Source organism: Desulfosediminicola sp., from assembly GCF_048381775.1.
GTDB lineage: Bacteria > Desulfobacterota > Desulfobulbia > Desulfobulbales > Desulfocapsaceae > Desulfopila > Desulfopila ganghwensis.
Window position 1 is genome coordinate 1 of the sequence record NZ_JBLXGE010000022.1, and the last position, 26036, is coordinate 26036.

A 26036-nucleotide genomic window follows, 5' to 3' on the forward strand; every position below is an offset into this window, starting at 1 on the left:
CCATCGAGATACGTACCCCGGCCTCGGTCAGCGTGGTTATCCAAGCCGATCCGGTGAACTGTGATCCCTGATCCGTATTCATTATCTCGGGCGGTCCGAACCGGGCGATGGCCTCTTTCAACGCCTCGATGCAGAAGTCAGCGTGCATCGTGTTCGACAGCCGCCAGCTCAGCACTTTCCGTGTCGCCCAGTCCATGATCGCGACCAGATACAGAAAACCGTGCTTCACGGGAATGAACGTGATGTCCGAACACCAGACCTGGCTGGGTCTGTTGATCGTCATGCCCCGCAGCAGATAGGGATAGACCTTGTGCTGCGGATGCGGCTGACTTGTTCTCGGCCGTTTGTAGATTGCCTCCAGCCCCATCTTCGCCATCAGACGGCGAACCCGGTGGCGACCGGCGAAAACCCCGTCCCGGCGCAGGTAAGCAGCAATCTGCCGGCTTCCGAAGAACGGATACTTGGTGAAGACCCGGTCGATGGCCTTCATCAACTCCAGCGTTGCCGCGCTGATCCCGACAGGCAGATAATAAAATGCCGACCGGCTCAGCTTCACCAATTTGCACTGCTGGCTGACGCTCAGGTCCGGATGGTCCCGGCGGATCATCGCCTTCTTCTTAGCCGGGCTCACTTCTTGAGCCCTTGCGCTAAAAAATCGTTCTCAACGGTCAGCCTCCCGATCTTGGCGTGCAGGTCCTTCACCTCCGCTTCCGTCGGTCCCTCGGATTTGCCGCCACGAGAAAACACATCCGCCATGCCTTCGACAGCCTGACGTTTCCACGTGCTCACCTGGTTCGGGTGTACCTGATACTTGGCTGCGATCTCCTGGATCGTCTTGTCACCGCGCAAAGCCTCAAGCGCGACCTTCGCTTTAAATGAGTCCGAAAAATTCCGGCGTTTCGCCATTCTCGTATCCCTTCAAATCAATGGGATACACCTTAGCAACCTGTCCGGATTTCCGGGACCACTTCACTCAAACACATCCTGATAATGCCGGACAACTTCGCGGCGCCGGACAGACTTCACTATTTTTTCTCAGGGCATCCTGAAGCATCGTCTTGTCCAGCGTCAGATCAGCGACCAACCGCTTCAGCTTGCCGTTCTCGTCTTCAAGCTGTTTCAATCGCCTGATCTCCGACACCCCCATCCCCGCAAAGACCTTCTTTCAGCGATAGAACGTGGCTTCGGCTATCCCCATCTTACGGCAAATCTCGCCGATCGTTGTTCCGGCTTCCGCGTGCCTCAGCGCAAAGGCAATCTGCTCATCTGAGAATCGTTTCTTCGGCATCTGAACATTCCTCCATCATCAGAAATGTACCCAAAAATTCGCACTCAAATCGGACCAGTTCTAAGGGGCAAGCCCAGATCCAATTTTCGGGGATCAGAGCAGAGAAGGGATGCGACCCAAACTCCCTATCCGCAGCCAGCCTTGCAGCGACCGTCTGCTGTTGGCTATAAGTCTGACGTCTCGGCGGACGAATCGTCCCAATATAGAACATTGTTAATCCTGTCTATGTTTGGGAAACTGCGTACCTAGAGCTATTCGATCTTTGTCTTGATCGCTCGGAAGTCACATCCTGCACTGGCGCATCGTTAATGATGTTTCATTTGAGGGGTGTATTGTCACAAACCAATAATGGAAGAGTTTTGCCGTATGGCTAGGACTGCATTGATTACGGGCGTCACAGGTCAAGACGGTGCCTATCTTTCTCAGTTTCTACTTGAAAAGGGGTATCGAGTTTGCGGGCTTGTGCGTCGTTCCAGCCACGAGGGGGTCAACGATCACCGGCTCCGCTGGTTGGGGATTGAGCGCGATATTGAGTTTATCGACGGCAACCTAACAGATCTTTCCTCGCTCATGAGAGCGGTCCGTGCGACGAAGCCTGACGAAGTCTACAATTTGGGTGCGCAGTCTTTCGTGAAGTCGTCATGGCAGCAGCCAATCCTTACTGGCAATGTTACGGCAATAGGGGTTGCCAACGTCCTCGAAGCTGCCCGTCTCGAAAACCCCGAAGCTCGTTTTTATCAAGCATCGTCCTCGGAGATGTATGGCCTTGTGCAGCACCCTGTGCAGTCGGAGAAAACGCCCTTCTACCCACGCTCACCGTACGCGGTGGCAAAGCTCTACGGGCATTGGCTCACGATCAACTATCGTGAGAGTTATAAGTTCTTCGCGTGCAGCGGCATCCTGTTCAATCACGAATCTCCGCTACGTGGTCTAGAGTTTGTTACCCGCAAGGTGACCGATGGTGCAGCTCGGATTGCATTGGGAAAGGCAACCCATCTTGAGATGGGGAATGTTGATGCTAAGAGGGATTGGGGCCACGCTAGAGATTATGTGAGGGCAATGTGGCTCATGCTTCAAATGGATGAGCCAGATGATTATGTAATTGCGACAGGACGAACCACGACAGTTCGACAGATGATCGAAATCGCTTTCCGTCATGTTGGACTCGATCCGGAAGAGCACATCCGAATCAATCCTGAATTCTTAAGACCTGCGGAAGTGGATATTCTTCTGGGAGACCCATCAAAGGCAAAAGCTGTTCTGGGATGGGAGGCGGAAACCGGCTTGGAAGACATGATTGTCGAGATGGTTGACGCTGACCTCGCGCGCCATAGGAAATGAATCTCCCGTAAGGAGTTAAGAAAATGGCGATTGTGTTGGTTACAGGGTCGGAAGGTTTCGTAGGCTCTCGGCTATGTGCTAGGTTGGAGGAGCAAACAAGCTTCCGGTGCAGGGTTGTTAAAGCTATTCGTTCTGGATCTGCCCGGTCGATGGACGCTAATACCGTCGCACTAGACCTCTTAGACCCTGGATCTATAGACGAGGCGATTTCTTCGACGCGTCCTGATTGCGTTCTTCACCTCGCAGCAATTTCAACAACTGTGGCTGCTCCAGAAGCGGAAAAAGGCGTTTGGGAAACAAATTTCGAGGGAACTCGAAGCGTCTTGGCGGCAATGGCGAAGCACGTTCCGACCTCCAGGATTATTTTTCCTTCATCCGCAGAAGTTTACGGTAGCAGTTTTGTTGATGGAATGCCGAAGGACGAGTTGTCTCCTGTCGCTCCAGACAATGTTTATGCACGATCGAAATTGGCTGTCGAATTTATGCTACAGTCGTCGATGCCAGCTTCGATGTCTGGCGTCGCTCTGAGACTGTTCAATCATACCGGACTTGGGCAGGAGTCGAAATTCGTCGTTCCAGCCTTCGTGTCCCAAATCGCAGCAATTGAGCAGGGCAAACAAGAACCGACTGTGCGCGTCGGGAATATTGACGTTTACAGGGATTTTTTGGATGTCGAGGATGTGCTGGACCTCTATGTCCAACTTATCATGATGCCTAGCTTGCCGAAGCGATTTGCAGTCTACAACGTAGGAAGTGGCTTTAGCCGTAGCCTCCGCGATATCCTAGATGCTCTCATATCCATGAGTTCTATTGAGATTCAGGTCGAGGTGGACCCGGAACGCTACAGAAGCAATGCCGTACCAAGGGTCTGTTCCGATATTGCCCTTGTGTCAGAGACGTTTGGGTGGAAACCAAAGGTCGATTTCGAAGATACGCTCAAAACGATGCTTGACCACTGGCGAGAGGTTCATAAATCGAACTGACCTGCTGAAACGTGGGTTTTCCGGACAGCTCATGTCGTTCCTATAGCGGACACAGGGGAGGCAGAGATGGTGGATGTTGCATCGTTCTCGGCCTATAGTCCAAACGCCGGGGAAGCCTCACCCAAGAAGGTTTGTTGGGAATGAACCAGAAGACGAATGTAGAAGATGGTACACTGCAGGCGTATGCTCTTGCGGGCGAAGGGGGGGGGCTTCGTGCAGCAGAAGATATTTTCGATGTCGCCCAGAAAAATGGAAATAACGGAATTTCCGCGTCGGTTGACCGAGTGGATACACTTTCCAAGATTAAGACATTTTTCCGCTTCGGTGGTTTGGGCACCCTGCTTCTGTTTGTTGGTCTTCCGACCTTTCTTGCATCTGTTTATTTTGGGCTCATTGCGTCCGATCGATATGTGTCCCATGCCAAGTTCATCATACGGAATGCTGAGCAGAACTCTATTTCAGCACTTGGCGCAATCCTCCAGTCTTCCGGCCTAAGTAGCGGACAGCAAGATGATAGCTATGTGGTTGTCGACTTTATGATATCGCGTGATGCTCTTCGTGGTCTTGAAGAAACTGTTAATTACAGCAAGCTGATGGGCCTCGAAGATGCAGACTATTTTTCGCGGTATCCGGGATTTGGCGAGGAAAGTTTCGAAGATCTTTTCGACTATTACGAGAACCGGGTGGTTGCCTCCCGCGATCTCTCTACTGGCATAGTCGACCTGACAGTTGAAGCTTTCCGGCCTGAGGATGCAAAGCTGATCGCCAAGACTTTGCTGTCTCTTGGCGAAGATCTGGTTAATGAAATGAATAAGCGCGCTGAAAGCGACGCGCTGTCGTTGGCGCGACGCGAGGTTTCTCGTGCTGAGCAACGATTGAAGGACAATCAGGTAGAGTTTGCTCGCTACCGACTGCAAAAGGGGTTGGTTAGCCCTGAGGCCGATACGACCGCGTTGATGACTCTGATCGGTGAGTTGACCGGGGAACTATCTGTGGCGGAAGCCGAGTTGAGTTACCTACGTCAGGCAACTCCAGAAAATCCTCAGATCAATGTCCTGGAGAAAAAGACTGAGACGCTTTCGCATCAGATCATGAGGGAACGTTCAAAGCTCGTAGGTTCCGATGATTCATTGTCATCATCTTACGGCTCTTTTGAGAAACTCATGCTGGAGCGAGAGTTTGCCTCAAAAGCGCTTCTCGTTGCTCAGACCGGGTTGGAGCAGGCTCGGGCTGAAGCGTCGCGTAAGCAGCTGTATTTGGAGACTATCGTTGCCCCGAATACGCCCGATAAAGCACGGCAACCAAAACGCTTTTTAGCAATTGTGACCGTATCGGTCACAAGTTTTCTACTCTATGCAATTGCCTGGTTGCTGTATGTCAATGCTCGGGAACATCGCAAGTGAGTGACGAAATCACCATTCAGCAGAAACCGGAAAGGGACCGGGCGCGTGCTCGCTCTCCGAACGCACCTGAGAAAATCGTGGCGCCAGATGATGCGGATGGATTTTGGGAGTTTTGTGTTCAGCAAACACGGATCATTGGGGCGCTGATCGTACGCGAAATCTATACCCGTTTTGGTCGTGACAACATTGGTTTCGCATGGCTCGTGGTTGAACCGATTATGTTCTGCACCGCCATCATCTTGCTATGGACCCAAGCCGTTGGTCACAGCTCGCACCTTGAAATTTCTTTGGTGATCTTCTTGCTGACAGGATACATGCCACTCCTTATGTATCGCCATTGTATGATGTATACGATAAGGTGCATGCAAGCGAACGCTGATCTACTTTACCATCGGCAGATCACAATTTTCTCAATGTACTTTGCACGACTGACGGTGGAGATCGTCGGAACATTCGCTGCGTTCACGATAACGTGTTTCTTCTTTTTCATCTGGGACATCATCCCCGCCCCTCATGATATAGGCATGGTCGTCGGTGGTTTCCTTCTGTATGCCTATATCTCAGCCAGTATAGCGATTTTGATTGGCGCTCTTAGTGAGCGGTCTGAGGTGGTTCACAAAATCTGGGGGCCAATCTCATATATCCAAGTTCCCTTGTCGGGAACCTTTTTCATGGTCTACTGGTTACCTAGCGAAGCCCGAGAACTGATTGTATACGTACCTATGGTCACTGCTGTAGAAATAATTCGAGGTGGTTACTTTGGACCTTCAATTCCTGTGTATTATTACCTTCCATCTGCGCTTTACTTCGCAACGGCGACTATGGTCCTTGGATTGTATTTTCTGAAGGATGCGCGAGCATACGTTGAGATCGGATGATAAGAGCTGTCAATCTCGTCAAGGAGTATAAGTCTGATGGCGGAAAACATCGGGTCTTGGATAATGTTAATTTTGAAGTACACAGAGGGGAAAGACTTGCTGTACTAGGTCGAAACGGGGCAGGCAAGTCAACACTCGTACGGCTCCTCGGTGGTATAGAACTTCCCACCAGCGGGTACATTCAAAGAGACATGTCTTTGTCTTGGCCAATTGGGCTTCAAGGGGGGTTTCAAGGCACCCTGACCGGCATCGACAATATGAAGTTTATATCGAAGATCTACGACAAACCCTATTTAGAAGTCTATGACTACGTAGAATACTTCTCCGAACTGGGAGATTATTTGAAGGAACCAGTCAAAACTTACTCATCAGGTATGCGCGCTCGCCTTGCGTTCGGCTTGTCACTCGCGATCGACTTCGATTGTTATTTAATCGATGAGGTAATTTTTGTTGGAGATCAGCGATTTCACCGCAAATGCCAGTACGAAATTTTTGAAAAGCGTGCAGATCGTGCTCTTTTGCTTGTCTCCCACGATCCCGGGATTCTAAACGAGTACTGTAACGGAGCGATGGTGCTTCACCGGGGTAAATCGAAGGTTTTCTATGACGTACCGACCGCCTTGGAGATTTATGCGAACCTATAGCCGAGAAGGGTAATATGTTGATCCTTTCTAAGACCCCTTTGCGGATTAGTTTCTTTGGGGGGGGGACAGACTACCCAGAGTATTTTCAAGACTTTCAAGGGTCGGTCCTAGGCATGGCAATTAACTTGTATGTCTATGTTGCCGCGCTCCCCATGGTCGGTTTCGCCGATCAGACATATCGTATCACCTATCGAGAAGTTGAGAACAGTTCCTCAATTGAAACCATTCGACATCCGGTTATTCGTGAGGTCCTACGCGATGAGAATTACACGGACCCGTTGAATATAGCTATTCTGTCCGATGTACCCGGAGGCACGGGACTTGGCAGTTCTTCAGCGTTTACTGTTGGATTTATAAAGCTGATCAAGGCCTTGAAGGGGACTGAGATCAGCCGGTTCAATCTGGCCAAACAGGCAATCTTCACAGAGCGCGAGTTATTGCAGGAGCATGGCGGGGTGCAGGATCAGCTGCATGCGGCCATGGGGGGGCTGTCACGCTATTCATTCTTTCAGGACAGCTACTCCGTTACGCCGGTCAGTATAAACCAGTCTGTGTACGGCGAGCTGAACAAGTCTATTTACTTGATTTATACTGGGAAGTCTCGCCATGCTTCGAATGTTTTAACTGAGCAGATTACAAAGACCAAAGAAAAAAAGATCGTTAAAGAGCTATCGCATTTGAATTCGTTGGTCGACCAGGGAATGAGTGTGTTTCAGATGGAAGATGCTGAAACCATGCTGATTGAGCTGGGGGCTATGCTCAACGAAGCTTGGCGTACCAAGAGATCTATCTCTTCATCGATTTCCACACCTAGAATTGATGAGATGTTTGAAAAGACAGCTGAATTGGGTGCTTATGGTGCCAAGCTATGTGGTGCCGGCGGGGGCGGGTTCATGATGGTTCTGGCGAGCCCGGATCGGTTGCCACTGTTCCAGGAGACGTTTGGCCCGGAAAACGTGTACCGGGTGAATGTCGATGAGGAAGGCTCCAGAATTTCGACTAGGTTCTGAGTGTTCTAAAGGTAGGGAAATTTCATATGGCACAGCGTGCGCTCATTACCGGCATCACGGGGATGGTCGGTTCCCATCTTTCGGACTTCCTGCTGGCAAATACAAACTGGGAGATCCACGGGCTTTGCCGTTGGCGTAGCCCACTCGACAATATTCGGCACTTGGTCGAGCGCATCAATCGCGGTGACCGTGTATCACTTCATTACGGTGACCTTCGCGATACACTTTCAATAAACGACGTGTTCAAAACTGTACGTCCTGATTACGTTTTTCATCTGGCGGCACAAAGTTACCCAAAGACCAGCTTCACCTCACCCATTGATACCATGGACACCAATATTCAGGGCACGGAACGGGTGCTGAATGCTATCCGAGAGTACTGTCCGGACGCCGTTGTGCATGTTTGCGCATCCTCCGAAGTTTTCGGGCGTGTGCCAAAGGAGAAGTTGCCTATCGATGAGGAGTGCACATTCCATCCTGCTTCGCCTTATGCAATCTCAAAGGTCGGTACGGACCTGGTGGCGCGCTATTACGGTGAAGCGTATGACATGATGGTCATGTCTACCCGGATGTTTACGCACACCGGGCCGCGACGCGGTGATGTATTTGCCGAGTCTACCTTTGCCAAGCAGATTGCGCTTATCGAAGCTGGCGCGATCGATCCGGTCGTGAAGACTGGTAATCTTGAGTCCATGCGAACCTGGGCTGACGTCCGCGACGCGGTGCGTGCCTACTTCATGCTGGTCACGAGGAATCCGGTCGCCGGCGCCTACTATAATATCGGTGGGCAGTTCAGCTGCACAGTCCGCGAGATGTTGGACACCTTGCTGTCCATGTCGACTCGCAAGGATATTACTGTCGAAATGGACCCCGCACGGTTGCGGCCGATTGATGCTGACCTGCAAGTCCCGAACACTAAAAAGTTTGAAGATGTGACTGGATGGAAGCCTGAGATCCCATTCGAGACCACCATGCAGGATCTTCTGGAATACTGGCGTGACCGTGTCCGTCAAGACGCCGGTTTTCTTGTGCGCTAACAAGCTAGAAGGCGGTTCTGATGCGGGCGTTTGATCTCAGGGTATTCTCGACGATGGCCTCGGAGCGCGGTATGGGGCGCGTAACCCGCGAGCTATTGTACAATATATGCAATGAGGCACCGGACGAGAGACACCTAGCGCTCATATATCCAGGTAAGTTTGATCGGGCGCAGACGAAGCGCCTCGAGGATGATCCAATCTTTGCGGATCTCAAGAACCTCAAGCCTGTCAATGTTGCAGATTTTGCGTTGGAACCGCTCACAGACGCCAAAACCGCGTTTGCTGAGCGGGAGCGAAAGACGCTTGAGTTTTATGATGAACTCGACCGTTTGGGGGTGACGGAATTCTGGAACATGACCCCTTTCATTGGGGAAGCGTTCTCGCAGTTTCATACGATCTCGAGCATCGGAATCCTGTACGATGTTATCCCATATATCTATCAGGCAAAGTACCTGCGGGATGACTTCGTCCGGCGTCAGTATGAAGCACATGTTCTTTCGCTGAAGAAATACAGTCATCTGGTTTCTATTTCGGACCAGACAAAGCGCGATTTTCTCGCGCTTTGGGGATTCGATGCCAATCGGATTACAACGATCTATCCCAATCTTGGTAAGCTCTTCTACGAAAGTGGTACCAGACAGCTGAAGAATGGAGCGGTGACGGAGCGCGTCGGTCCAGCGTCGCCTGGGGGTTACGCATTATGTGTCTCGAGCTATCACCATTCGAAGAATCTGGCCTCACTCTGCGCTGCGTGGCGGCTTGCGCACCCAAAGCTCCCGTCGACATTCCGGCTTCTTATTGTTCTCGCAAACCATACCTTTAAGGAGCAGTTTGAGAACGATATCGATGTCCCTGAAGGGATCAAGCTTGTTTGTGATGTGACGGAAGAAAAGCTTGCCGATCTCTATGAAAAAGCCTGTCTTTGCATTCAGCCCTCAAACTATGAAGGCTTTGGCTATCCGGTAGTAGAGGCGCTTTCGGTCGGCACGCCGGTCCTTGCGAATGAGACACCTATTTTCCGAGAAGTCGGCGCAGGGCATGGCTATTACACAGATGCAAACGATCCAGAACGATTTGCCGCAGACATCGTAAAGATTGTCGCGAACCTGCAGGAAGACCCTTCTATTGCGGCAAAGTCGCTTGATGGTATCCGTCATGCCCAAGGGCAGCGGCAGACCATGAATCGACTTCCGGATGTGATGGGGGGCGCCCGGAGGTATTTTGAAGGCGAACTGAAAAAGTCAGCCTATGCCCTGGCAAGCTCTTATTACCCCGACAAGTGTGGGATCGTTGACTACGCCCATAATATCTCAAGCGATCTTTGCAAGAACGCGCCCACATTTGTAGTGGTCCGTTCGGATATGGCTCCGGAAGTCTCCTTGCATGACGATTATGTTGTCTGCACGTCCGGTGCTTTGGCGCACCTTGATCGCCTTTGGCCCGAGCTGAACCTCTACTATCAGTTGGGTGGGGCGGGATGGCAGTACTTCATGTGGGAACTGCTTGAGAAGCGCAAAGGGATATCCGTCTTTCATGACCTGCGCATGGCGCGAGGCATGCTTTTCCTGAGTAACGCTCTGGATAAGCGGCGTCTTTTCAATGAGAAATTCCTTCCCGAGGAAAGCCCTGAACGTCAAAAGAAATTCAAGGACGCGATCGGGAACTCAACCGCACTTGACCGCTGGTCCAAGGCATTGGTCTCAACGTTGGATGACCGGCTGAGCGGATATATTCTCAAGAACTCCAAGAAGATCCTAGTTCACGACGAACTGTTCAAAGACATGCTGCTCGAGGATGAGGATTGTAAAGTCGAGGCAGACAATATCGTTGTTACGCCGCTCAGTAAGCGCGATCTCGTCCCGAAGTATCGTCGTTTGAACCGCAGTGCATTTCGCGAGTCGCTGGGACTTTCCGACAAGTATTTTGTCGTCGGGATGTTCGGGAACATCGTGCGGAACAAGCTGATCCTTGAGTCCATCAAGGTGCTTAAGGGGCTATCGAAGACCTACCCGATCAAGATCGTGCTCGTCGGTAGTGCGGTGGACGACGACTACATGAAGGAAATCACTTCTTTCCTCGAAAAGGAGAAAATGTCGGAGCATGTATTGAGATGGGGATGGGTGGACGATGCCTATTTCGACCGCCTTATCTACGCTTGCGACGTGGTTTGTAACCTTCGCTATCCTGCGAACGTAGGGATGACCGGACCAGGGGTACAGGCAATCTCGGCGGGCACGCCTGTAATTGTCTCAGAAGAGGCGAAATGGTCGGTCTTCAACGACGAAACCGGGCGGGTAGTTCAGTGTTCAGGTAAGGGCTTTGAGAAACGTCTTGCCACCGCCTTTAGAGAGATTTTCGAGAACAGAGATGCAATTCGCACCTCAACATACGATAGTTACAAGAATAAGCTTGGCATGGATAAGCTAGTCGGCATCTACAGGAACGGTATCTAATGCTCTTAGAATCAAAACTATGCGAATTATCTGATTTTCACGACGAAGAGCTACTAAAGTACATTAGAGAAATATTCTCTTTTGAGTTCAATGAGGCTTACGACGACAACGAATACATTGGCGATTCCAAGAGATGGGAGATCGCTATGGCTATTCGTGCCATGGAAAATCATGGCAAGCTCATCCGTGATAGCGATATCCTTGGGGTAGGGGCAGGCCTTGAGGTGACTTCCTATTACCTTACTAAGAAGGTTGGGCGTGTCATCGCTACTGACATATACATGAACGCTGGGGTTTGGTCCTACGGCGCTCCACTTGGTTTTCTATTGGATCCAAAGCGTTACTCAAAATTTCCGTATGAAGAAGATCGCCTGCTGCCGATGCATATGGATGCGCGGCGCCTTCGGTTCCCAGATGAGAGTTTCGACGGGATTTATAGCTCCGGTAGTATAGAGCATCTCGGCAATCTGAATTATGTGGCAGAGTGCTCATCTGAAATGGGGCGCGTGCTTAAGAAAGGTGGTTTGCTAACGCTTGCAACAGAGTACAAGTTGGCCGGCCCGAGCGATGGGATCGGATGGGATCCATTCGTGATCCTGTTTAGCCCTGCCCTTCTGCAAAAGTATATTATCGAGGCGAGCGGATTAAAGCCGACTGGCGAAATCGACTACTCGATGTCGGAGGATACGCTTGAGATTTCCCAGCCCTTATTAGGCTTCCTCGAGAAAGCCGACCGTCAGACCACTGCTTTCAAAAAGAGCGAAGTCTATCCCAACCTCGCCCTTTCTCATGAAGGCTATGCGTTTGGGTCTGTCCATTTGGCGCTCTATAAGCCGCACGATTACGTCTCGGGTTCCGCCGATTGGGCAAAACCGGCTGAGAGCACGCTGCGGATTATCGATGCAGACAATACGAGTTCAATTGAATTGTTGTCTGCATCGAAGACACCCCAGGCGGGTGCTACCTCTGCTGAAGACGGTGAGGCTCAACGGTTAGCGGAGAAGAAGAGCTTGCCGATTTTCCTTTCGGCAACAGACGAGCTTCTGTTTACCCATGGCGGTGCCAAGACACCAGAAGGCGTTGTGATACAGGATGCTGACGAAGGGGCACTGCTACTTTATGGTCCGTATGTTGAGCTCCCCATCGGGTATTATCAGGTTGATATCCTCATGAGCGGTCAGAGTGTAAATACCGGGCAATTACATGTCATACTAACTGGTCAGGCTGGGCAGAAAGAACTTGCAAACACTTTCATTGACCTTCCATCATTGAAAGGCAACAAAACGGCCACTTTCAAGGCGAAACTTTCATCTGTCTCGGCGGATTGTGAACTAAAGGTTCTATGTTCTGCGGGTACAAGCGTGACGCTGGAAGCGATAAAGATCAAAAAGTTGACTCCGCTTCAGAAGACCCTGGCTTCGATCTTCGGGTGATCAATATGGGGTCTAGTACTTGGGCTCTTATACAAAGTCTTATTCCTATCCAGATAAGGCTGAGAGTTGTATTCTCTATGTGGCCGGGAGATTTTGCCCATGAATGAAGCGAAATCGTTGAGCGATTGGATCAAAAAGTCCATCTCGGTATTGCAAGATGCAATGTCCGCCAACCTTGAAAAAGAGATGAACCGAGCTATCGATGCATCGGTGTCAGCTCTGAGTAGCGGTGGTTATATCCTGGTCTGCGGAAATGGTGGCTCCGCGGCTGACGCGTCTCACATTGTCGGCGAACTCGTCGGCCGCTTTATGCTTGAGAGGCGCCCCTATCGAGCAATTTGTCTTGCATCGAACTCTTCTGTTTTGACAGCATGGTCGAATGACTATGATTTCGATACCGTTTTTTCTAGGCAGGTAGAAGCATACGCAGACGGTAACTCGGTCCTTATCGGTCTTTCAACGTCCGGAAATTCAACCAATGTTTGTAGGGCTTTCGAGGTGGCTAGGGAGAAAGGAATGACCACAATTGGCTTCACCGGGGAAGGTGGAGGAAAATTGAAAAATCATTCCGATGTGCTTCTGGCTGCTCCAACCCCAAGCACGCCGTTGATCCAGCAGGTTCATATTTGCCTCTACCACCACTACTGTGCCGAACTGGAACGTAGGCTGACAGCGGCGGGGCTATAATGCAGGTGTCAACGAGCGAGGAAACCCTTTGCCCGCGTCAGGCAGTTGTTCTAGTTGGCGGCAAAGGCACCCGCCTTGGAAGTGTCACACGCGCTATACCTAAACCCATGGTGCCGGTTGCCGAACGACCGTTTCTTGACTGGTTATTGGAGGAAGTATGTCGGTACCCTCTTGGTGAAATCATCCTCCTTGCAGGTCATCTAGGGGAGCAGATCTTTGAAGCATATGACGGTAAAATAATCGGTGATGCGCTGGTTAAGGTGGTGATCGAACCGGAGTCACGGGGGACCGGAGGTGCCCTTACCAACATCGTCGAGCAGCTCGATGAAGTGTTTTTCTTAATGAACGGGGACACATTTTTCCCGATCAATCTGTGTGATCTCGCTTTGAACATAGGCGAGAATATTTGCCAGATTGCTTTGGCGACCCAATATCGCGGGAGGCGATATGGTGGCGTAGACCTCTCTCCTAAAGGTAAGGTGAAGCGCTTTATCGATCTGAACAATTCAGAAGAAGGCCTTATCAACGGCGGAATTTATTGTCTGCGAAAGTCGGTACTGGAATACTTTGAAGGTGATTTCGTCAGCCTGGAGAGCGAAGTCTTTCCGAAGCTTTGCAAAATGTCGAGGTTGAGCGGAAAGGCCTATTCAGCTCCCTTTATCGATATTGGCATCCCTGAGGATCTTGAGGCGGCGCAGACATTTGTTCCGAAACTGACAAGTCGCCCCGCGGCCTTTCTGGATCGAGATGGCGTTTTGATCGTGGATAGCGGCTATCCACATAATCCAGATGAAGTGATATGGATCGACGGTGCGAAGGCCTTCGTCAAGGATCTGAATGATAAAGGATACTTCGTTTTTGTCGTGACCAACCAAGCGGGAGTTGGCCATGGTATGTATGAAGAAGAGCAAATCATGGCCCTGCATCGCTGGATGACCGAGGAGTTGAAGCTCGTTGGCGCTCACATCGATAAATTTTCCTATTGCCCGCACCATCCTGAGGCGCGTGTAAAAGAGTACAGGCTGGAATGTCGGCGGAGGAAGCCCAACCCGGGGATGATTGAGGATCTTCTCTCCGCATATCCGGTAGATAGGGAGAGGTCCTTTCTCATCGGGGACAAGGAAACGGATCTTCACGCAGCTGCAGCGGCCAGCATTCGGAGCTACCATTTTAAAGGCGGGGACCTCAGGCTCTTCGGCAGAGAAGCGCAGCTGATTGAAGGATAAGACACTTTATTCTAGCATTTACCGCTTGATTTTCGTCTCCTCGGCTACAACTCTCCGGGACCGGGCCGAGGACTGTCTGATTTGGCCGGGAGTTTTTTGTTTTGCTTTTTTTCGTTCTAGGGCTTCCAGGTCAGCACACAAACTGGTGCACTGAGGTCCTCAGGAGCATCCTTGAGCGTGAAGGCAGAGCGACAAATATTGTCCATATCGACAATATTCAGTCTCTTGCTGTCGAGCTCACAAAATCCGAGTCCGATAATACGGTTGTGCTGATGCACCGTCTGGACCGAGCGCTGCTTGAAACGTTGAGTGAAGTTCGAAAGACTGTATTGCTTGTGTCTTCGAATCCCCTGCGTGGCTTCTTTCATTTTCGACATTTTGCGGATTTTTCAGACTTGGAAGCGGCACGCCATGTGATGAGCTCATGCGCTTCAATTATCTCTCTAATCCAGCAAGGCGTCGGGAATTTCATTGATACAGAGAATTTTCTTAGGACACCCGAGATTGGAATCCGACAAATAGCCAACGCGTTTGGGAAAAACCTCGGCGATGCGGATATAGCCGAGATCTATGCGCACACAAAAGGGCTTTTGCAGAGCGCGTATGATGACAGCGATGGTGGCGGGTTCCCTCTCCAGCTTCTCAAGGATCAGACTAAGAAAGACTTTGTCCAAGCGATGGAGTTTTCGGTTATACAATATGATCGTGCGCTGAAGTCAGGTTCACTCGATCGAATTGCGGTGGTGCGAGATTTTTTTGTAACTGGAGATGCTCCTCACCGGCCTGTTGTAGAGCCAATTGACGTGACTGGGCTGGCGCGATGCCTCTTCTTCGGACCCTACGTCAATTTGCCTGTCGGTTCCTGGGCCATGAATCTCGCCCTTTCCTTTTCGGAGGGGTGTGTTGGGGTGCCATTCAAAATCGAGATCACGGCAGAAGCAGATCAGCATGTCGAGCATTTGGGTACGTTGACCGTTCAGATTAGCACCGCTGGACGCCATGATTTCGGCATGAATTTCGACACCACAAATCCAAAAGCTACGATTGAGGTGAGAATCTTCAACGAGAAAGCAGTGTTCGATGGTCACCTGTCGTTGGGGTTTGCCGACTTCAAACGCCGCAACAGGGTACATGTCTGACGGCCGGATCTTGGAACGCTTGTAGGTTATCCGTTGATGAAAAAGAAGGTTGTTCTCGATCTCACAAGGCTTTCCAATAGGAAGAGCCATGCGACCCCGACAGGCATTGACCGGGTTGAATTCGCTTATCTAAAGCACTTTCTTGAATGCGATTTGGTCGACTTAACATTTGTAGTCGCACGAGGGGCGTCAATTAGGTTCTATTCACGGAAATTCGGCGAGAAAATTGCTGATTTCATTACAGACGCCTGGAGCTCCGAGGAAAAGAAAGACGAGAGGGTGTCTGAGGCGTTTCAGAAGGTGGTTGGCTTTCTCGAAGGCGAGCCGGTCACTGCTTTGGGGGCGCATGGCAAGTCATTTCTTGAGCGTAGCTCTTGGCTCAACGAGATCCGGAATGAATTTTGTCTTCTTCTCAGTGATCGTATCGGTCCAGTAAATGATGGTGTCTATATAAATGTTGGGCATACAAATCTTCATTCCAATGCACTTACAGAATGGTTGAAACAGGCAGGAATTGTGTCCTGCATGATGGTATATGACCTGATACCGATAGACTTTCCTGAGTATAATATGCCTGGGCAGGACCTAATACATGAAAAACGTATGAGGTGCGTTTCTGAGTACGCTACGCATGTCATAGCAATTTCCTGCTATACACAAGAATGCATCGAATCCTTTTTTCGGAAAAATGGGTTAAGGGTTCCGGAAACTTCAGTGATTTGGATTGGTCTTGAGGAGGCGATCTCGTTGGCCACGACGGATGACAAATATTCGTATTTGGACTCCTCTTCGAGCTATTTTGTCATTCTGGGTACGCTGGAGCCGCGCAAGAATCATCTCCTTATTTTGAACCTTTGGCGCTCGCTTTGTGAAGAATTTGGGACTGCCGCGCCAAAGCTGGTTGTAGTGGGGCGCCGGGGTTGGGAAAATGGAAGCATCATCGCAATGCTGGATCGATGTCGTCAGATCGAGGATGTGGTGATTGAAGCACCTGGTCTGTCCGACCAGGAAGTCTCTGGCTTGTTAAAACACTGCTGCGGTGTCCTCGTACCCTCTTTTGTTGAGGGTTTCAGTTACCCGGTCGTTGAGGCAATAGCTAAAGGTGTTCCCGTTCTGGCGTCGGATATTGCCGTCCACAAGGAAGTGTCTGCAGGTCGTGCGACTTTATTGGATCCGCTGGATGGGCGAGCCTGGAAAATGGAGGTCTTGGCTTTGTGGAAGAATAAAGAGGAAAATAGAATAGCGGCATCAGTAGTGACGCCTCATCCTTTTCTTGACGAGAGGATGAAATGGTTCAGGCATTTCGAAGAAGTTCAAAGAATATTGGAATTGTAATTTATTCGATAACATACTTGTTTGTTAATAGTTGTAACTGACGCTTTGATTGTTACCTTTTTGATGAGATATTCGGATAAATGGATAGGCTGCGACGATTCCCTGCCGAAGAAAGTTCCAAAGCCTACAGGCAGTATAGTCACTGGGAGGAAATTGGATGAAAGGGTCATCTAAGTGGGGGGAACAGGCAGGAGCCACTGCGCTGGTATGCGGTGGCGGCGGTTTCATCGGTAACCATGCCGTTACCTACCTCAAGAAGCTGGGGTTCAGAGTAAGAGTTGCGGACATAAAGAGGCCAGAATTCTCCGAGAGCTTGGCCGACGAATTTTCTCTTGTTGATCTCAGAAGCCCTTCCGCTACAGAAACGCTTTTTTCTGACTGTCAGTATGATCTGGTACTTCAACTTGCGGCAAATATGGGGGGGGCCGATTTTATTTTCACCGGTGCCCAAGACTTCGAGATTATGAATGACTCGGCGCTGATCAACATTAATGTCAGCAATGCTGCAGTTCGCCATCCGCCAGGGTGTCTTTTCTACTCGTCTTCTGCCTGTGTCTATCCAGAGCACAATCAGATGGATCCAGACAACCCGAACTGTGCAGAGTCGAGCGCTTATCCGGCGGCACCAGATAGTGAATATGGATGGGAAAAGATATTCTCCGAGCGACTTTACTTGGCTGCCGCGCGGAATCATGGGTTGAACGCCAGGATAGCCCGCTTTCACAATATTTTCGGACCAGAGGGCACTTGGCGCGGTGGACGTGAGAAGGCCCCTGCTGCCATTTGCCGTAAGGTGGCTTCAGCCGAAGATGGCGGAAATATCGAAATTTATGGCGATGGGCTTCAGACGAGATCTTTCCTATACATCGATGAGTGTCTCAATGGCATTCGGCTGCTTTGTGAAAATGATATCAATGAGCCGATAAATATTGGCTCGGACGAAATGGTGACGATCCGACAGATGGCGGAAATCGTCATTGGCCTTTCAGGAAAGTCTCTTGCAATCAAATCAATTGATGGACCTCTCGGAGTGCGGGGTCGTAACTCTGATAATCGGCTTATCCATCAAAGGACGAGCTGGCGTCCCTCCCAAGCTTTACACATCGGGTTGGCAAGCACTTATAGCTGGATTGCCGATCAGGTAGTAGCCGCCGCATCCTCAAATTTGATTTCAGGTGAGGGTGGGGCATGAAATCCATTGCGTTTGTAACAACAACTATCAATGTTCCCATTTTTCTTTCAGACTATGTAAAGCTTGCTTCTAAGTATCCCGAAGGTTCTGTAAGCTTTATAATCGTAGGAGATAATAAAACTCCCGAAAGCTGTGAGGATTTCTGCCATTCTCTTGGGCACGAGTATTCAGTAGAGGTTCACTATCTCAGCCCGGAGAGGCAACGGGATATGTTGCTATCTTTCCGGAGTTTGGGAGAGAGTATCCCTTGGAACTGCATACAGCGTCGGAATGTCGGCCTTTTACTTGCCTATGGACTAGGGTGTGACATCATTCTGACCTTGGATGACGACAATTTTCTGACTGACGAATTGTTCTTCGAACGTTTCCAGATCTTGGGAGATGAAGGGATCTACCCCACGCTTCGAAACCAAAACAGCTGGGTGAATGTTTGCAGCTGGCTTGATGAAGTGGAGGGCAAGCAGTTCTTTCATCGAGGTTTCCCAGTCGAACTTCGGAAAGACGAATACAACAATCAGAAAAGCTACAACGAGGGTTGTTTGCCAATGGTTTTGGCGGGTCTTTGGACTGGTGAGCCAGATATCGACGCGGCAACCCGTCTATCGTTAGCTCCGACTGTTAAGACCTACTCCGGTCCGGACTATTTTGTCTTGGGCAAGCGGATGTGGTCTCCTTTCAATTCCCAGAATACGGGCCTTCTGCGGTCTGTTTTGCCAGCTTATTTTCTATCTCCCTCGATCGGGCGCTATGATGACATCTGGGCAAGCTATGTTGCGCTTTTCGCGATTCAGAATATTTCTGGTACCGTTGCATTCGGTCGCCCGGTCGCTGTTCAAAACCGGAATGAGCACAATGTTTTCCGTGACCTGGACATGGAGCTTTTCGGCATGCGGAATACCGAAACTCTTCATGACTGGCTGAACGGTGTGCCGGATACGGGCAAAGATACGAGGGGCTGGGCAGAGGTAGCCATCGATTTCATTGAAAAGGCACTCGATGACTGCACCCTGGTCGAGGGTGACTTGGACAAGTTCAAGTCATTTTGCCAAGGCTACCGGACTTGGTTCTCGGCGATTGATAAGATGGATTCCGACGGTTCTCAAAGATGGAAAGACTGGTTGAATGGATAGCACTACCTCGGAGCGCAAACCGCGTCTGGCGTTCGTCGGGAACCATGGGGAACTATGCGGTGCATCAAGCTATATGGACGCGATTGCAAGCGGGTTCAGTAAGTACTTTGATTCCGAGATTTTTGACATCAAGTCAGCCGCACTTCTGTGTAATCCGAATGTTCCGGAAGATGTGGCCGACGCCTACCTTGAAGAATTGTGCAAGAAGATTGCCGAATTCGATTTTGTGAGTCTGCAAATTGAGTGGGGGGTCTACGGCGCGCGTCCGACGCAAATTGCAAAAAGACTTGCACGTCTCATTTCTGCATCGCCGAACATTCTTCTTACGTTTCATTCATTGCGGTTTGATTCAGAAGACTGGAGGGAGGCTTACGATATTGTGCGTACCGCCCTTATGGAACGTGTTGATCACGCCCCGTTTTGGATCCATGTTCATCTTCCACGTGATGTCGATTACGTAAAAGCAAATTGGGGCTTTGATAACGTTTCTTTCTATCCGGCGGTCTTTCTTACGCTTGATCGGGTTGCTGATATTGAATCTCGTGCGGACGTCGCGATTTGGAAGAGGAGCCTTGGCTTTTCAGAACAGGATACTGTTGTTTCTCGATTTGGGTTCTTTGGGGGGCATAAAGATCAGCTGGTCGGGCTGAGGGCGCTGAAGCACCTTCCTCCTGAATACAAGTTTGTTTTCATGGGTGGTCAGCATCCAGCGAGTATCCAGCGATTCAAGATGAGCACAGACATCAAGGAAGCGTTGGAGTTTCTTGAGGGTGAGGACCAATTGGCGCAGGAGCGCGGCGATCCCCCTCTCTCCAACAGGGTGAGATTTTGTGGCCATCCAACCGACTATGAACTCTATAACGGTATGTGCTGTAGTGACTTCGTCATCGTAACTCACCAGGAATCGGGGCAGAGTTCTACCGGTATCGGGTCTATTGCGCTGCAGTTCAGCAAGAAAATTGTCGCGACCTACAACCATTCACATATGGACTACGACCAGTTCTATCCGAGCTGCTTCGAGTTTTATGATGTCGGCAACTATCAGGAACTAGCCTTCCGCATACTTAACTTCAGAGAAGATCGCGTCCAAAATCTCAAGAAACACGCTGATATGTGGAGCGTTGACGGATTGGAGGATTTTTATTTTAAGGTCTTTAATGAAACAAACAACGAGGCGTATTCCAATTCGAAATACTACCTGCGTAAGTATAGAGGTCTCAATTTTGCAGAGTTTCCGATCAAGGCCGTTCACAGCTTGATGCCGGCTTTGAGCGCTGCGAGCGAAGGCGGTTCGCCTTCCACTTTCGAAAGTTTTTCGAGTGATGGTGAAGACGGAAAGGCGCCGGAGGTCAGCGTCTTCTACAATAAAGTGCTTGGAAACTCGGACCCCGGTTTGTCGTTGCTTGTGTCTAGAGAGCCGAAACCCGGCACGGGTATGTATTGGTGTCTTCGATTCTACAACGTCTTGGGCCAAGCCGAGTGTTCGGATCCACGCAACGTGTCGGTGCGCATCATTTTGCGATCAGATCGCGTCATGTGTTTCTCTGGTGCCAAGATTCGACTCTCGGATGGAAAAAGAGCGGCGGACATGGCACTTACAAGCTTATGCCCGGAGTGGTCGATTTTGTCTGTTTCGTTTGCGATAGGGACAAATCAAGACGGTCTGGTTTTTGATTTGGTTCTTGCGGAAGGCCTTGATGGGGAAATCGAACCAATAGGGCGCATTAGTATTGGAGACATTATTGTTGAGGTGAAATAGTAAAATATTTTCTAAATATCAATATATTACATAACTCAGCGCTTTGGGATCTGGTTTTCGATTCGCATTTTTAACCTACTTTCATTTTTAGTGTTGTTGTGAACAGATCTTTTATTGGATCGTGGACATGACGGTCAGGAGTAGACATGCTTTTTGTAAACGGGCTAAAGAGATCTGGAAATCACGTTGTAATCGGTTGGATCTGCGAGAATTTTCATCTTGATCATGAGAATTGGATAAATAGTCGTAATCAACATTACCATTACAATGTAAGAAATGTTAAGAAGAAGCCTTATATTAAAGGAGTATTATATTCATATGAAGATTTAGATTACGATCAGTTTTGTCAATATTTACCTTCGGTTGCCATCACTATTGCGATTCGGCGGTCGGTTTCCAATATGGTTGCTTCCCGCATTGTTGCGTTTCAGGGGAATCCTCAAATCGAAAGACCACCATTCTCGGATTACGAGGATGAAATCAGCGCAGATCAGTGCTCAGGTAAGTTTATTGGTGCCGAAGCAGATCTAATACATAGGTTTTACTCTTCCCTGATGCAGTACGATTTGGTTATCGAGTTTGATAGATTTATAGAAAGTTCCACATATCGTCTCGAGCTCAAGCGGCGGATCAATGCTCTGCTCCTTCCCGCTTATCCCTTCAGGGTTTTTTTATCTTGGCTGACCATAAACTCTGAATTGACGAGTGCGCTGAACAAAGTTTCGGATATCGGTTTCGGTAGTTCTTTCTTGAGGCGTGGGGAAAGAGAAACTGCAGTACAGAACTATGCTAAACGGGTTGATTTATTAAGCCGTGACCAGCGCCAGTTGCACGATCGGATAGTCCTGAGATTGGGTGAGATAGGAATGCCTAAAAACTTTCAGAAAAATTGATTCTCAGTTTCAAGGGTCAAGACCAGAAACCCGAATGGTCGCATGAACGTCGGACCAGAAATGGGGTGAGCTCCAAACAACAAGACTGCTTAAGTCGCAACTGGATGAATGATCAGTGGCAGGTCAAAGTGTCTATTGTTTCCTCGAGCCGAACTGCATTTGACTTCAAAAATTTAACGAGTTTTCGATATTTAGCCAGCATAAGGATATCAATACTTTCGGCAAAATTGAGATCTAGGGCCGGTGTTTCCAGTTGTGTTTGGTCCGTAAGTTGCAAATTTTTTGTGGGGGTAGATTGGCTCAGATTAACGCGGCCGATAACATCTTCCCATCGGTAAGAAAGAGATCGATTGTGGCAGTAAGAACTCGCCTTCGTGTAAGCGATTTCATCATTCAAAAGGTGCCTTATCTTCTTACTCAAGATGTTGAAGTCTAGGGGCGGGAATAATAGTTTTTCGCAGCCTAAGACCTCAGGAATGCTGGTTGCATTTGCTGCTAGTACTGGGACACCTAGCTGCATCGCCTCGAGTACGGGCAGGCCGAAACCCTCGGATACGGAAGGGAAGACGAACAGTCGGCTCTCCAGATAGTATTTGATAACTTGATCGTCCGTTGCGTTTTCTACAAAGAGGAAGTCGATGCCGCGCACGAGGCCGAGAGACGTTGCAAGTCTAGCTAGGTTTTCCCGATACTTTCTTTTTGACCGGCCAACCAACCTCAGTGTAAGCGTGGTTCGACAATCTTCTGGTATGGCTGCGAATGCGCGAATCAGCGTCTCTATGTTTTTTCTTGGCTCAATCGATCCAACGTATAAAATAGCTCTGCCATGAGACCTTGTGCGAGGCTCACCAATGTCAAAAAATCTCTCGCGTCCGCCGGCATGGATTATTATGAGCTTTTCCCGATGGCTGGGAAAACGTTCACAGAACTGAGCGCCGACGAATTCGGATATTGTCATTATTCGATCCGAACCAAGAAGCAACTCTAATTTTTCATGGTACCAGTGCAGAGCGCGCCGTGTTCGCAAGTAGCGGTTATTCTCCATGAGAGGAATCAGATCATAAAGGATGCAAAAATGTTCCGCATGCCAGTATAGCTTTCTGTACCCCGATGAAACATCCTCATGCAGTCCTTGAAATAAAGACATGGAGAAGACGATGCTGGGTCGAATTCTGGCTACGGCAACTTCGAATAATATTTCGTTCAGTTTTCTTGAAGACTGTGAGAAGGCGCGGGAGTACGAATTCCTAGAGAAAGAGCGCAATACGATAGGGGTGATTTGAAGCGACAGTGCTCGGAGCTCTTCAGCCTGAGCTTGTGAGCGTCCATCCGCGTATTCTTCCATTGTGACAAAGCACCGGATATCGGGATAGTGCTTACAGAATGCCCTCAGGAAGTTTCGAGAGTATTGACCAATTCCTCGTTCCCAGCTCTGTCCCTGAACTGAACGAAAATCAAATATACATCGTTGATGCATGTGTCTCACTTCTCAAACGAGCTAGTACAGCATCCCATGCCTATAACTAATTTCATTTAACTACAATCGCTCAAGTATGAAAACAGACTAGCGTTTTGTGTAATTTCTAAATGAAATAAAAATGATCCATTGATAAGTAATCTAAATTTATTTCTGCTAAGCGTAGGTAATTTTCTCCGAAGTGAACTTCGACGCCATTTTCGTTTTCAGATAAATAAATATTGTCCAATAATATTCCGGAAATTTGGATAAGTATTGAGTCAATACCGATCTCGAAATCGCTAATCACATCTATACTGCCACTAACATCAAAGTGAAAAGTGTCGGCGCCTGCCCCACCTTCGAGTGTATTTTGTCCGCCTCGGCCACTAAGGAAATCATTTCCTTCTTGTCCGTGGAGGTCATCATTTCCAGCAGCGCCAGTGATCGCGTCATTGCCATCCAGGGCCCAAATCGACCTCGCGTTGTCGTCCAAGACAATTACGTCATTGTAGTAAGATCCAACGACACCTTCTATACTGAAATACTGGTCTCCAGCTGCATATCCAGTGTTCATATTACCATTGGAGATATTTACGGTAAGTTCGGCGGTTGCGTCGCTATAGTTGGCGAAATCAAACCCATACCCGCCATCCAGAACGTCCGACCCGGGTCCGCCCATCAGATGGTCATTTCCTTCTTGGCCATGCAGATCGTCATTTCCTGCCTTGCCAATCAAGGTGTCATTCCCATCGAGCGCCCAAATAGATCCAGATTGTGCACTAAGCGATAGGGTGTCTGAAAAAAATGAGCCCACGATGCCTTCAATGCCATAGAAGCTGTCGCCGAGAGCATCACCGGAGTTGGTGCCAAAACCGCTCAGGTATACAGACACCCCGTCAAGAGCCGTATCGTAGTGCGCAAAGTCATACCCGCTACCGCCGTCAATAATGTCTGCTCCTACGCCGCCGCTTATATGATCATTCCCCGCCTGTCCATGAAGGTCGTCATCCAGCGCACCGCCGAAAAGGTAGTCATTGCCTTGCATGGACCAGACCGAACGCGCAAAATCATTGAGCCTTAGTACGTCGTCATTTGAGGATCCGACGATACCTTCGATGCCTACGAAGGAATCCCCTTCGGCGTCACCGGTGTTCAACAAGGCGTTTCTCATGTTGACTGTAACGCTGCTAGATGCGCTGTCATAGATAACGAAGTCGAAACCATCTCCGCCGACCAGCTCATCTTCGCCTTTGCCACCCATCAGATGATCGTTGCCGCCGCCGCCATTTAGGGAATCATTACCGCTCCCGCCGCTTAGTTTATTGTTCCAGTCATTCCCTAACAGCACGTCATCCCCACTGCCCCCAACCGCATTTTCGATTTCCGATCCGCGGGCGATGACCAAATTGCCGGTGTAGCCGCGTACGCTGGAGATGGCTTCTTCGCGCAGGTCGATGGTCTGGTTGGCGGACGAATTGCTGAAGTCGAACGTGTCGTATCCACCATCGTCGACGATTGTATAGGTAATGTAGGTATTAGCGCCACTGATCTGCGCCATCAGGTCGCCGGAATTGGCGTTGTCGCCATAGGTGGTGTTGCCGGTCCGGGTATTGCCCACCGTGCCATAGAGATTGCGGATCGCGATGATGTCGGCGACCTGAGGCGTGATGGCATAGACCTGGCTGGCATTGACGTAGGTGTTTTCGCTCTGGCTGAAGTAGGACATGATCGACGCCTGCCAGGAGTCGTTCTCGTAGTGATTGTCGACGCCATATGTAGCAGAGCCGTTGTAGTTTCCACCGTGGCCGAGCCCGAGCGCGTGGCCAATCTCATGGATGTAGGTCTGGAACGAATAGGTATTCAGACCGGTCCCGTAGTAGTCGACCCAGCCGGTCCCCACATTTACGTAGGAGTATGTAATGTTCGAGCCGCTGACGGACGACCAGCTGTATGCGCTGTTGGTGTCACCATCGCCGAATTCCATCTGGGCGCTGCCACTGGTGAACGAGAAATTCAGGCCCGTCGCATCCGACCAGAGCGCAAGAGCATTTTGGGCCAGGAGCTGATCTGGCGCTCGCAAACCCGCGATATTCACTGAGATTGTGCCGCCGACCGAAACGTTGAAGGCACGCTGTGAGCCGCCGTCGTATTGCCAGAAGCCATTGGTGAGCTGGTTTGCAATCTGATCGTTCGAATAGACGGTAGGCATGAATGTATTGATATCCAGAGTGTAGGTGCCAGCAAGGGAATCGGCGTAAGAGCCTGCGCTCAGATAATAGGTGCCACCTGTGCTTGCAGTAAACCGTAGGGCGGAATTGTATCCAGTGCCCCCATCGTCGTCATAGGCGATCTGATTTCCGGCTGAATCGTACAGTCTCAAGTAGGCGTCTGCCAAAGGCGAGGCACCTGTTCCGGCCAATCCAATGCTGTAGCTTTGTCCGCCAGAAAGCGTGACTGCAACCCAGTCGCGATCACCTACGGTCAGGGATCCGGCAAAGGTGTCACCAACATCCAAGGAATAAGAGGTTGAAATACTGGCAGCTGCATCATCGCTTTCTACACGTGTCGCACTTACGACGAGTCCACCCTCCGAAGGCGACTTGCGTTCTTCACAAGCAAAGCCGGAAACCGTAGGCGTTTTCGGCTCGATCCCGAGCGACTGGCAAAGCTGACACATTTTTCTTTATTCCGCTTTTTCTGCCCCCTTAAAATGCCCCGACTGCATTGCTCAACGGTTAACGCCGAT

The 26036-nt window shown here is 49.8% G+C and carries 21 protein-coding genes and 1 pseudogene; 17 read left to right on the plus strand and 5 right to left on the minus strand.

The window, feature by feature from the left end:
- The 3 genes and pseudogenes from ACN5NT_RS23015 to ACN5NT_RS23025 form a co-directional block, all read right to left on the minus strand.
- The coding region (locus ACN5NT_RS23015) for an IS3 family transposase (RefSeq protein ID WP_419177028.1) at positions 1-631 on the minus strand (631 nt) is incomplete at its 3' end.
- On the minus strand, positions 628-906 hold the full coding sequence (locus tag ACN5NT_RS23020) for a transposase (RefSeq protein ID WP_419177029.1): 279 nt from the start codon (positions 904-906) through the stop codon (positions 628-630). The genes ACN5NT_RS23020 and ACN5NT_RS23015, both read right to left, overlap by 4 nt.
- Positions 907-984: 78 nt before the next feature.
- Positions 985-1288: pseudogene (locus ACN5NT_RS23025) on the minus strand (transposase); the annotation flags it as partial.
- Between the two features lie 366 nt (positions 1289-1654).
- Between ACN5NT_RS23025 and ACN5NT_RS23030 the strand changes: the two are divergent.
- From ACN5NT_RS23030 to ACN5NT_RS23110, 17 genes are all read left to right on the plus strand, one after another.
- Complete coding sequence (locus ACN5NT_RS23030; RefSeq protein ID WP_419177030.1) at positions 1655-2629, plus strand: GDP-mannose 4,6-dehydratase; 975 nt, start codon at positions 1655-1657, stop codon at positions 2627-2629.
- A gap of 23 nt (positions 2630-2652) precedes the next feature.
- Positions 2653-3612: an NAD-dependent epimerase/dehydratase family protein gene (locus ACN5NT_RS23035; protein WP_419177031.1), complete on the plus strand. Its 960-nt coding sequence runs from the start codon at positions 2653-2655 to the stop codon at positions 3610-3612.
- A gap of 140 nt (positions 3613-3752) precedes the next feature.
- Positions 3753-5015, plus strand: coding sequence for a hypothetical protein (locus ACN5NT_RS23040; RefSeq protein ID WP_419177032.1), 1263 nt, complete (start codon positions 3753-3755; stop codon positions 5013-5015).
- Complete coding sequence (locus tag ACN5NT_RS23045) at positions 5012-5893, plus strand: ABC transporter permease (RefSeq protein WP_419177033.1); 882 nt, start codon at positions 5012-5014, stop codon at positions 5891-5893. Before ACN5NT_RS23040 ends, ACN5NT_RS23045 begins: the two co-directional genes overlap by 4 nt.
- On the plus strand, positions 5890-6537 hold the full coding sequence (locus ACN5NT_RS23050) for an ABC transporter ATP-binding protein (RefSeq protein ID WP_419177034.1): 648 nt from the start codon (positions 5890-5892) through the stop codon (positions 6535-6537). The genes ACN5NT_RS23045 and ACN5NT_RS23050 overlap by 4 nt, the downstream gene beginning before the upstream one ends.
- A 113-nt stretch (positions 6538-6650) precedes the next feature.
- Positions 6651-7547, plus strand: a complete 897-nt coding sequence (locus ACN5NT_RS23055; protein ID WP_419177035.1) for a GHMP kinase — start codon at positions 6651-6653, stop codon at positions 7545-7547.
- Between the two features lie 26 nt (positions 7548-7573).
- Complete coding sequence (locus tag ACN5NT_RS23060) at positions 7574-8584, plus strand: GDP-mannose 4,6-dehydratase (protein ID WP_419177036.1); 1011 nt, start codon at positions 7574-7576, stop codon at positions 8582-8584.
- Positions 8585-8679: 95 nt separating this feature from the next.
- Positions 8680-11037 carry a glycosyltransferase gene (locus tag ACN5NT_RS23065; RefSeq protein WP_419177037.1) on the plus strand — a complete coding sequence of 786 codons (2358 nt, stop codon included), beginning with the start codon at positions 8680-8682 and terminating at the stop codon, positions 11035-11037.
- Positions 11037-12470, plus strand: a complete 1434-nt coding sequence (locus ACN5NT_RS23070) for a class I SAM-dependent methyltransferase (RefSeq protein WP_419177038.1) — start codon at positions 11037-11039, stop codon at positions 12468-12470. The genes ACN5NT_RS23065 and ACN5NT_RS23070 overlap by 1 nt, the downstream gene beginning before the upstream one ends.
- A 99-nt stretch (positions 12471-12569) precedes the next feature.
- Positions 12570-13157: a D-sedoheptulose-7-phosphate isomerase gene (locus tag ACN5NT_RS23075; RefSeq protein WP_419177039.1), complete on the plus strand. Its 588-nt coding sequence runs from the start codon at positions 12570-12572 to the stop codon at positions 13155-13157.
- Positions 13157-14383, plus strand: a complete 1227-nt coding sequence (locus ACN5NT_RS23080; protein WP_419177040.1) for an HAD-IIIA family hydrolase — start codon at positions 13157-13159, stop codon at positions 14381-14383. Before ACN5NT_RS23075 ends, ACN5NT_RS23080 begins: the two co-directional genes overlap by 1 nt.
- A gap of 101 nt (positions 14384-14484) precedes the next feature.
- Positions 14485-15522, plus strand: a complete 1038-nt coding sequence (locus tag ACN5NT_RS23085; protein WP_419177041.1) for a hypothetical protein — start codon at positions 14485-14487, stop codon at positions 15520-15522.
- Between the two features lie 36 nt (positions 15523-15558).
- Positions 15559-16857 carry a glycosyltransferase family 4 protein gene (locus tag ACN5NT_RS23090; protein ID WP_419177042.1) on the plus strand — a complete coding sequence of 433 codons (1299 nt, stop codon included), beginning with the start codon at positions 15559-15561 and terminating at the stop codon, positions 16855-16857.
- 157 nt (positions 16858-17014) lie between these two features.
- A complete protein-coding gene (locus ACN5NT_RS23095) occupies positions 17015-18049 on the plus strand; it encodes an NAD-dependent epimerase/dehydratase family protein (protein ID WP_419177043.1) in 1035 nt (344 codons plus the stop codon).
- Positions 18046-19179, plus strand: coding sequence for a hypothetical protein (locus ACN5NT_RS23100; protein WP_419177044.1), 1134 nt, complete (start codon positions 18046-18048; stop codon positions 19177-19179). The genes ACN5NT_RS23095 and ACN5NT_RS23100 overlap by 4 nt, the downstream gene beginning before the upstream one ends.
- On the plus strand, positions 19172-20938 hold the full coding sequence (locus ACN5NT_RS23105) for a hypothetical protein (RefSeq protein WP_419177045.1): 1767 nt from the start codon (positions 19172-19174) through the stop codon (positions 20936-20938). The genes ACN5NT_RS23100 and ACN5NT_RS23105 overlap by 8 nt, the downstream gene beginning before the upstream one ends.
- 146 nt (positions 20939-21084) lie before the next feature.
- Entirely contained in the window at positions 21085-21831 is a 747-nt protein-coding gene (locus ACN5NT_RS23110; protein WP_419177046.1) for a hypothetical protein, read from the plus strand.
- Positions 21832-21943: 112 nt separating this feature from the next.
- Here ACN5NT_RS23110 and ACN5NT_RS23115 read toward each other — a convergent pair whose 3' ends face one another.
- Entirely contained in the window at positions 21944-23176 is a 1233-nt protein-coding gene (locus tag ACN5NT_RS23115) for a glycosyltransferase (RefSeq protein WP_419177047.1), read from the minus strand.
- 238 nt (positions 23177-23414) lie between these two features.
- Positions 23415-25967 carry a M10 family metallopeptidase C-terminal domain-containing protein gene (locus ACN5NT_RS23120; RefSeq protein ID WP_419177048.1) on the minus strand — a complete coding sequence of 851 codons (2553 nt, stop codon included), beginning with the start codon at positions 25965-25967 and terminating at the stop codon, positions 23415-23417.
- Positions 25968-26036 lie beyond the last annotated feature (69 nt).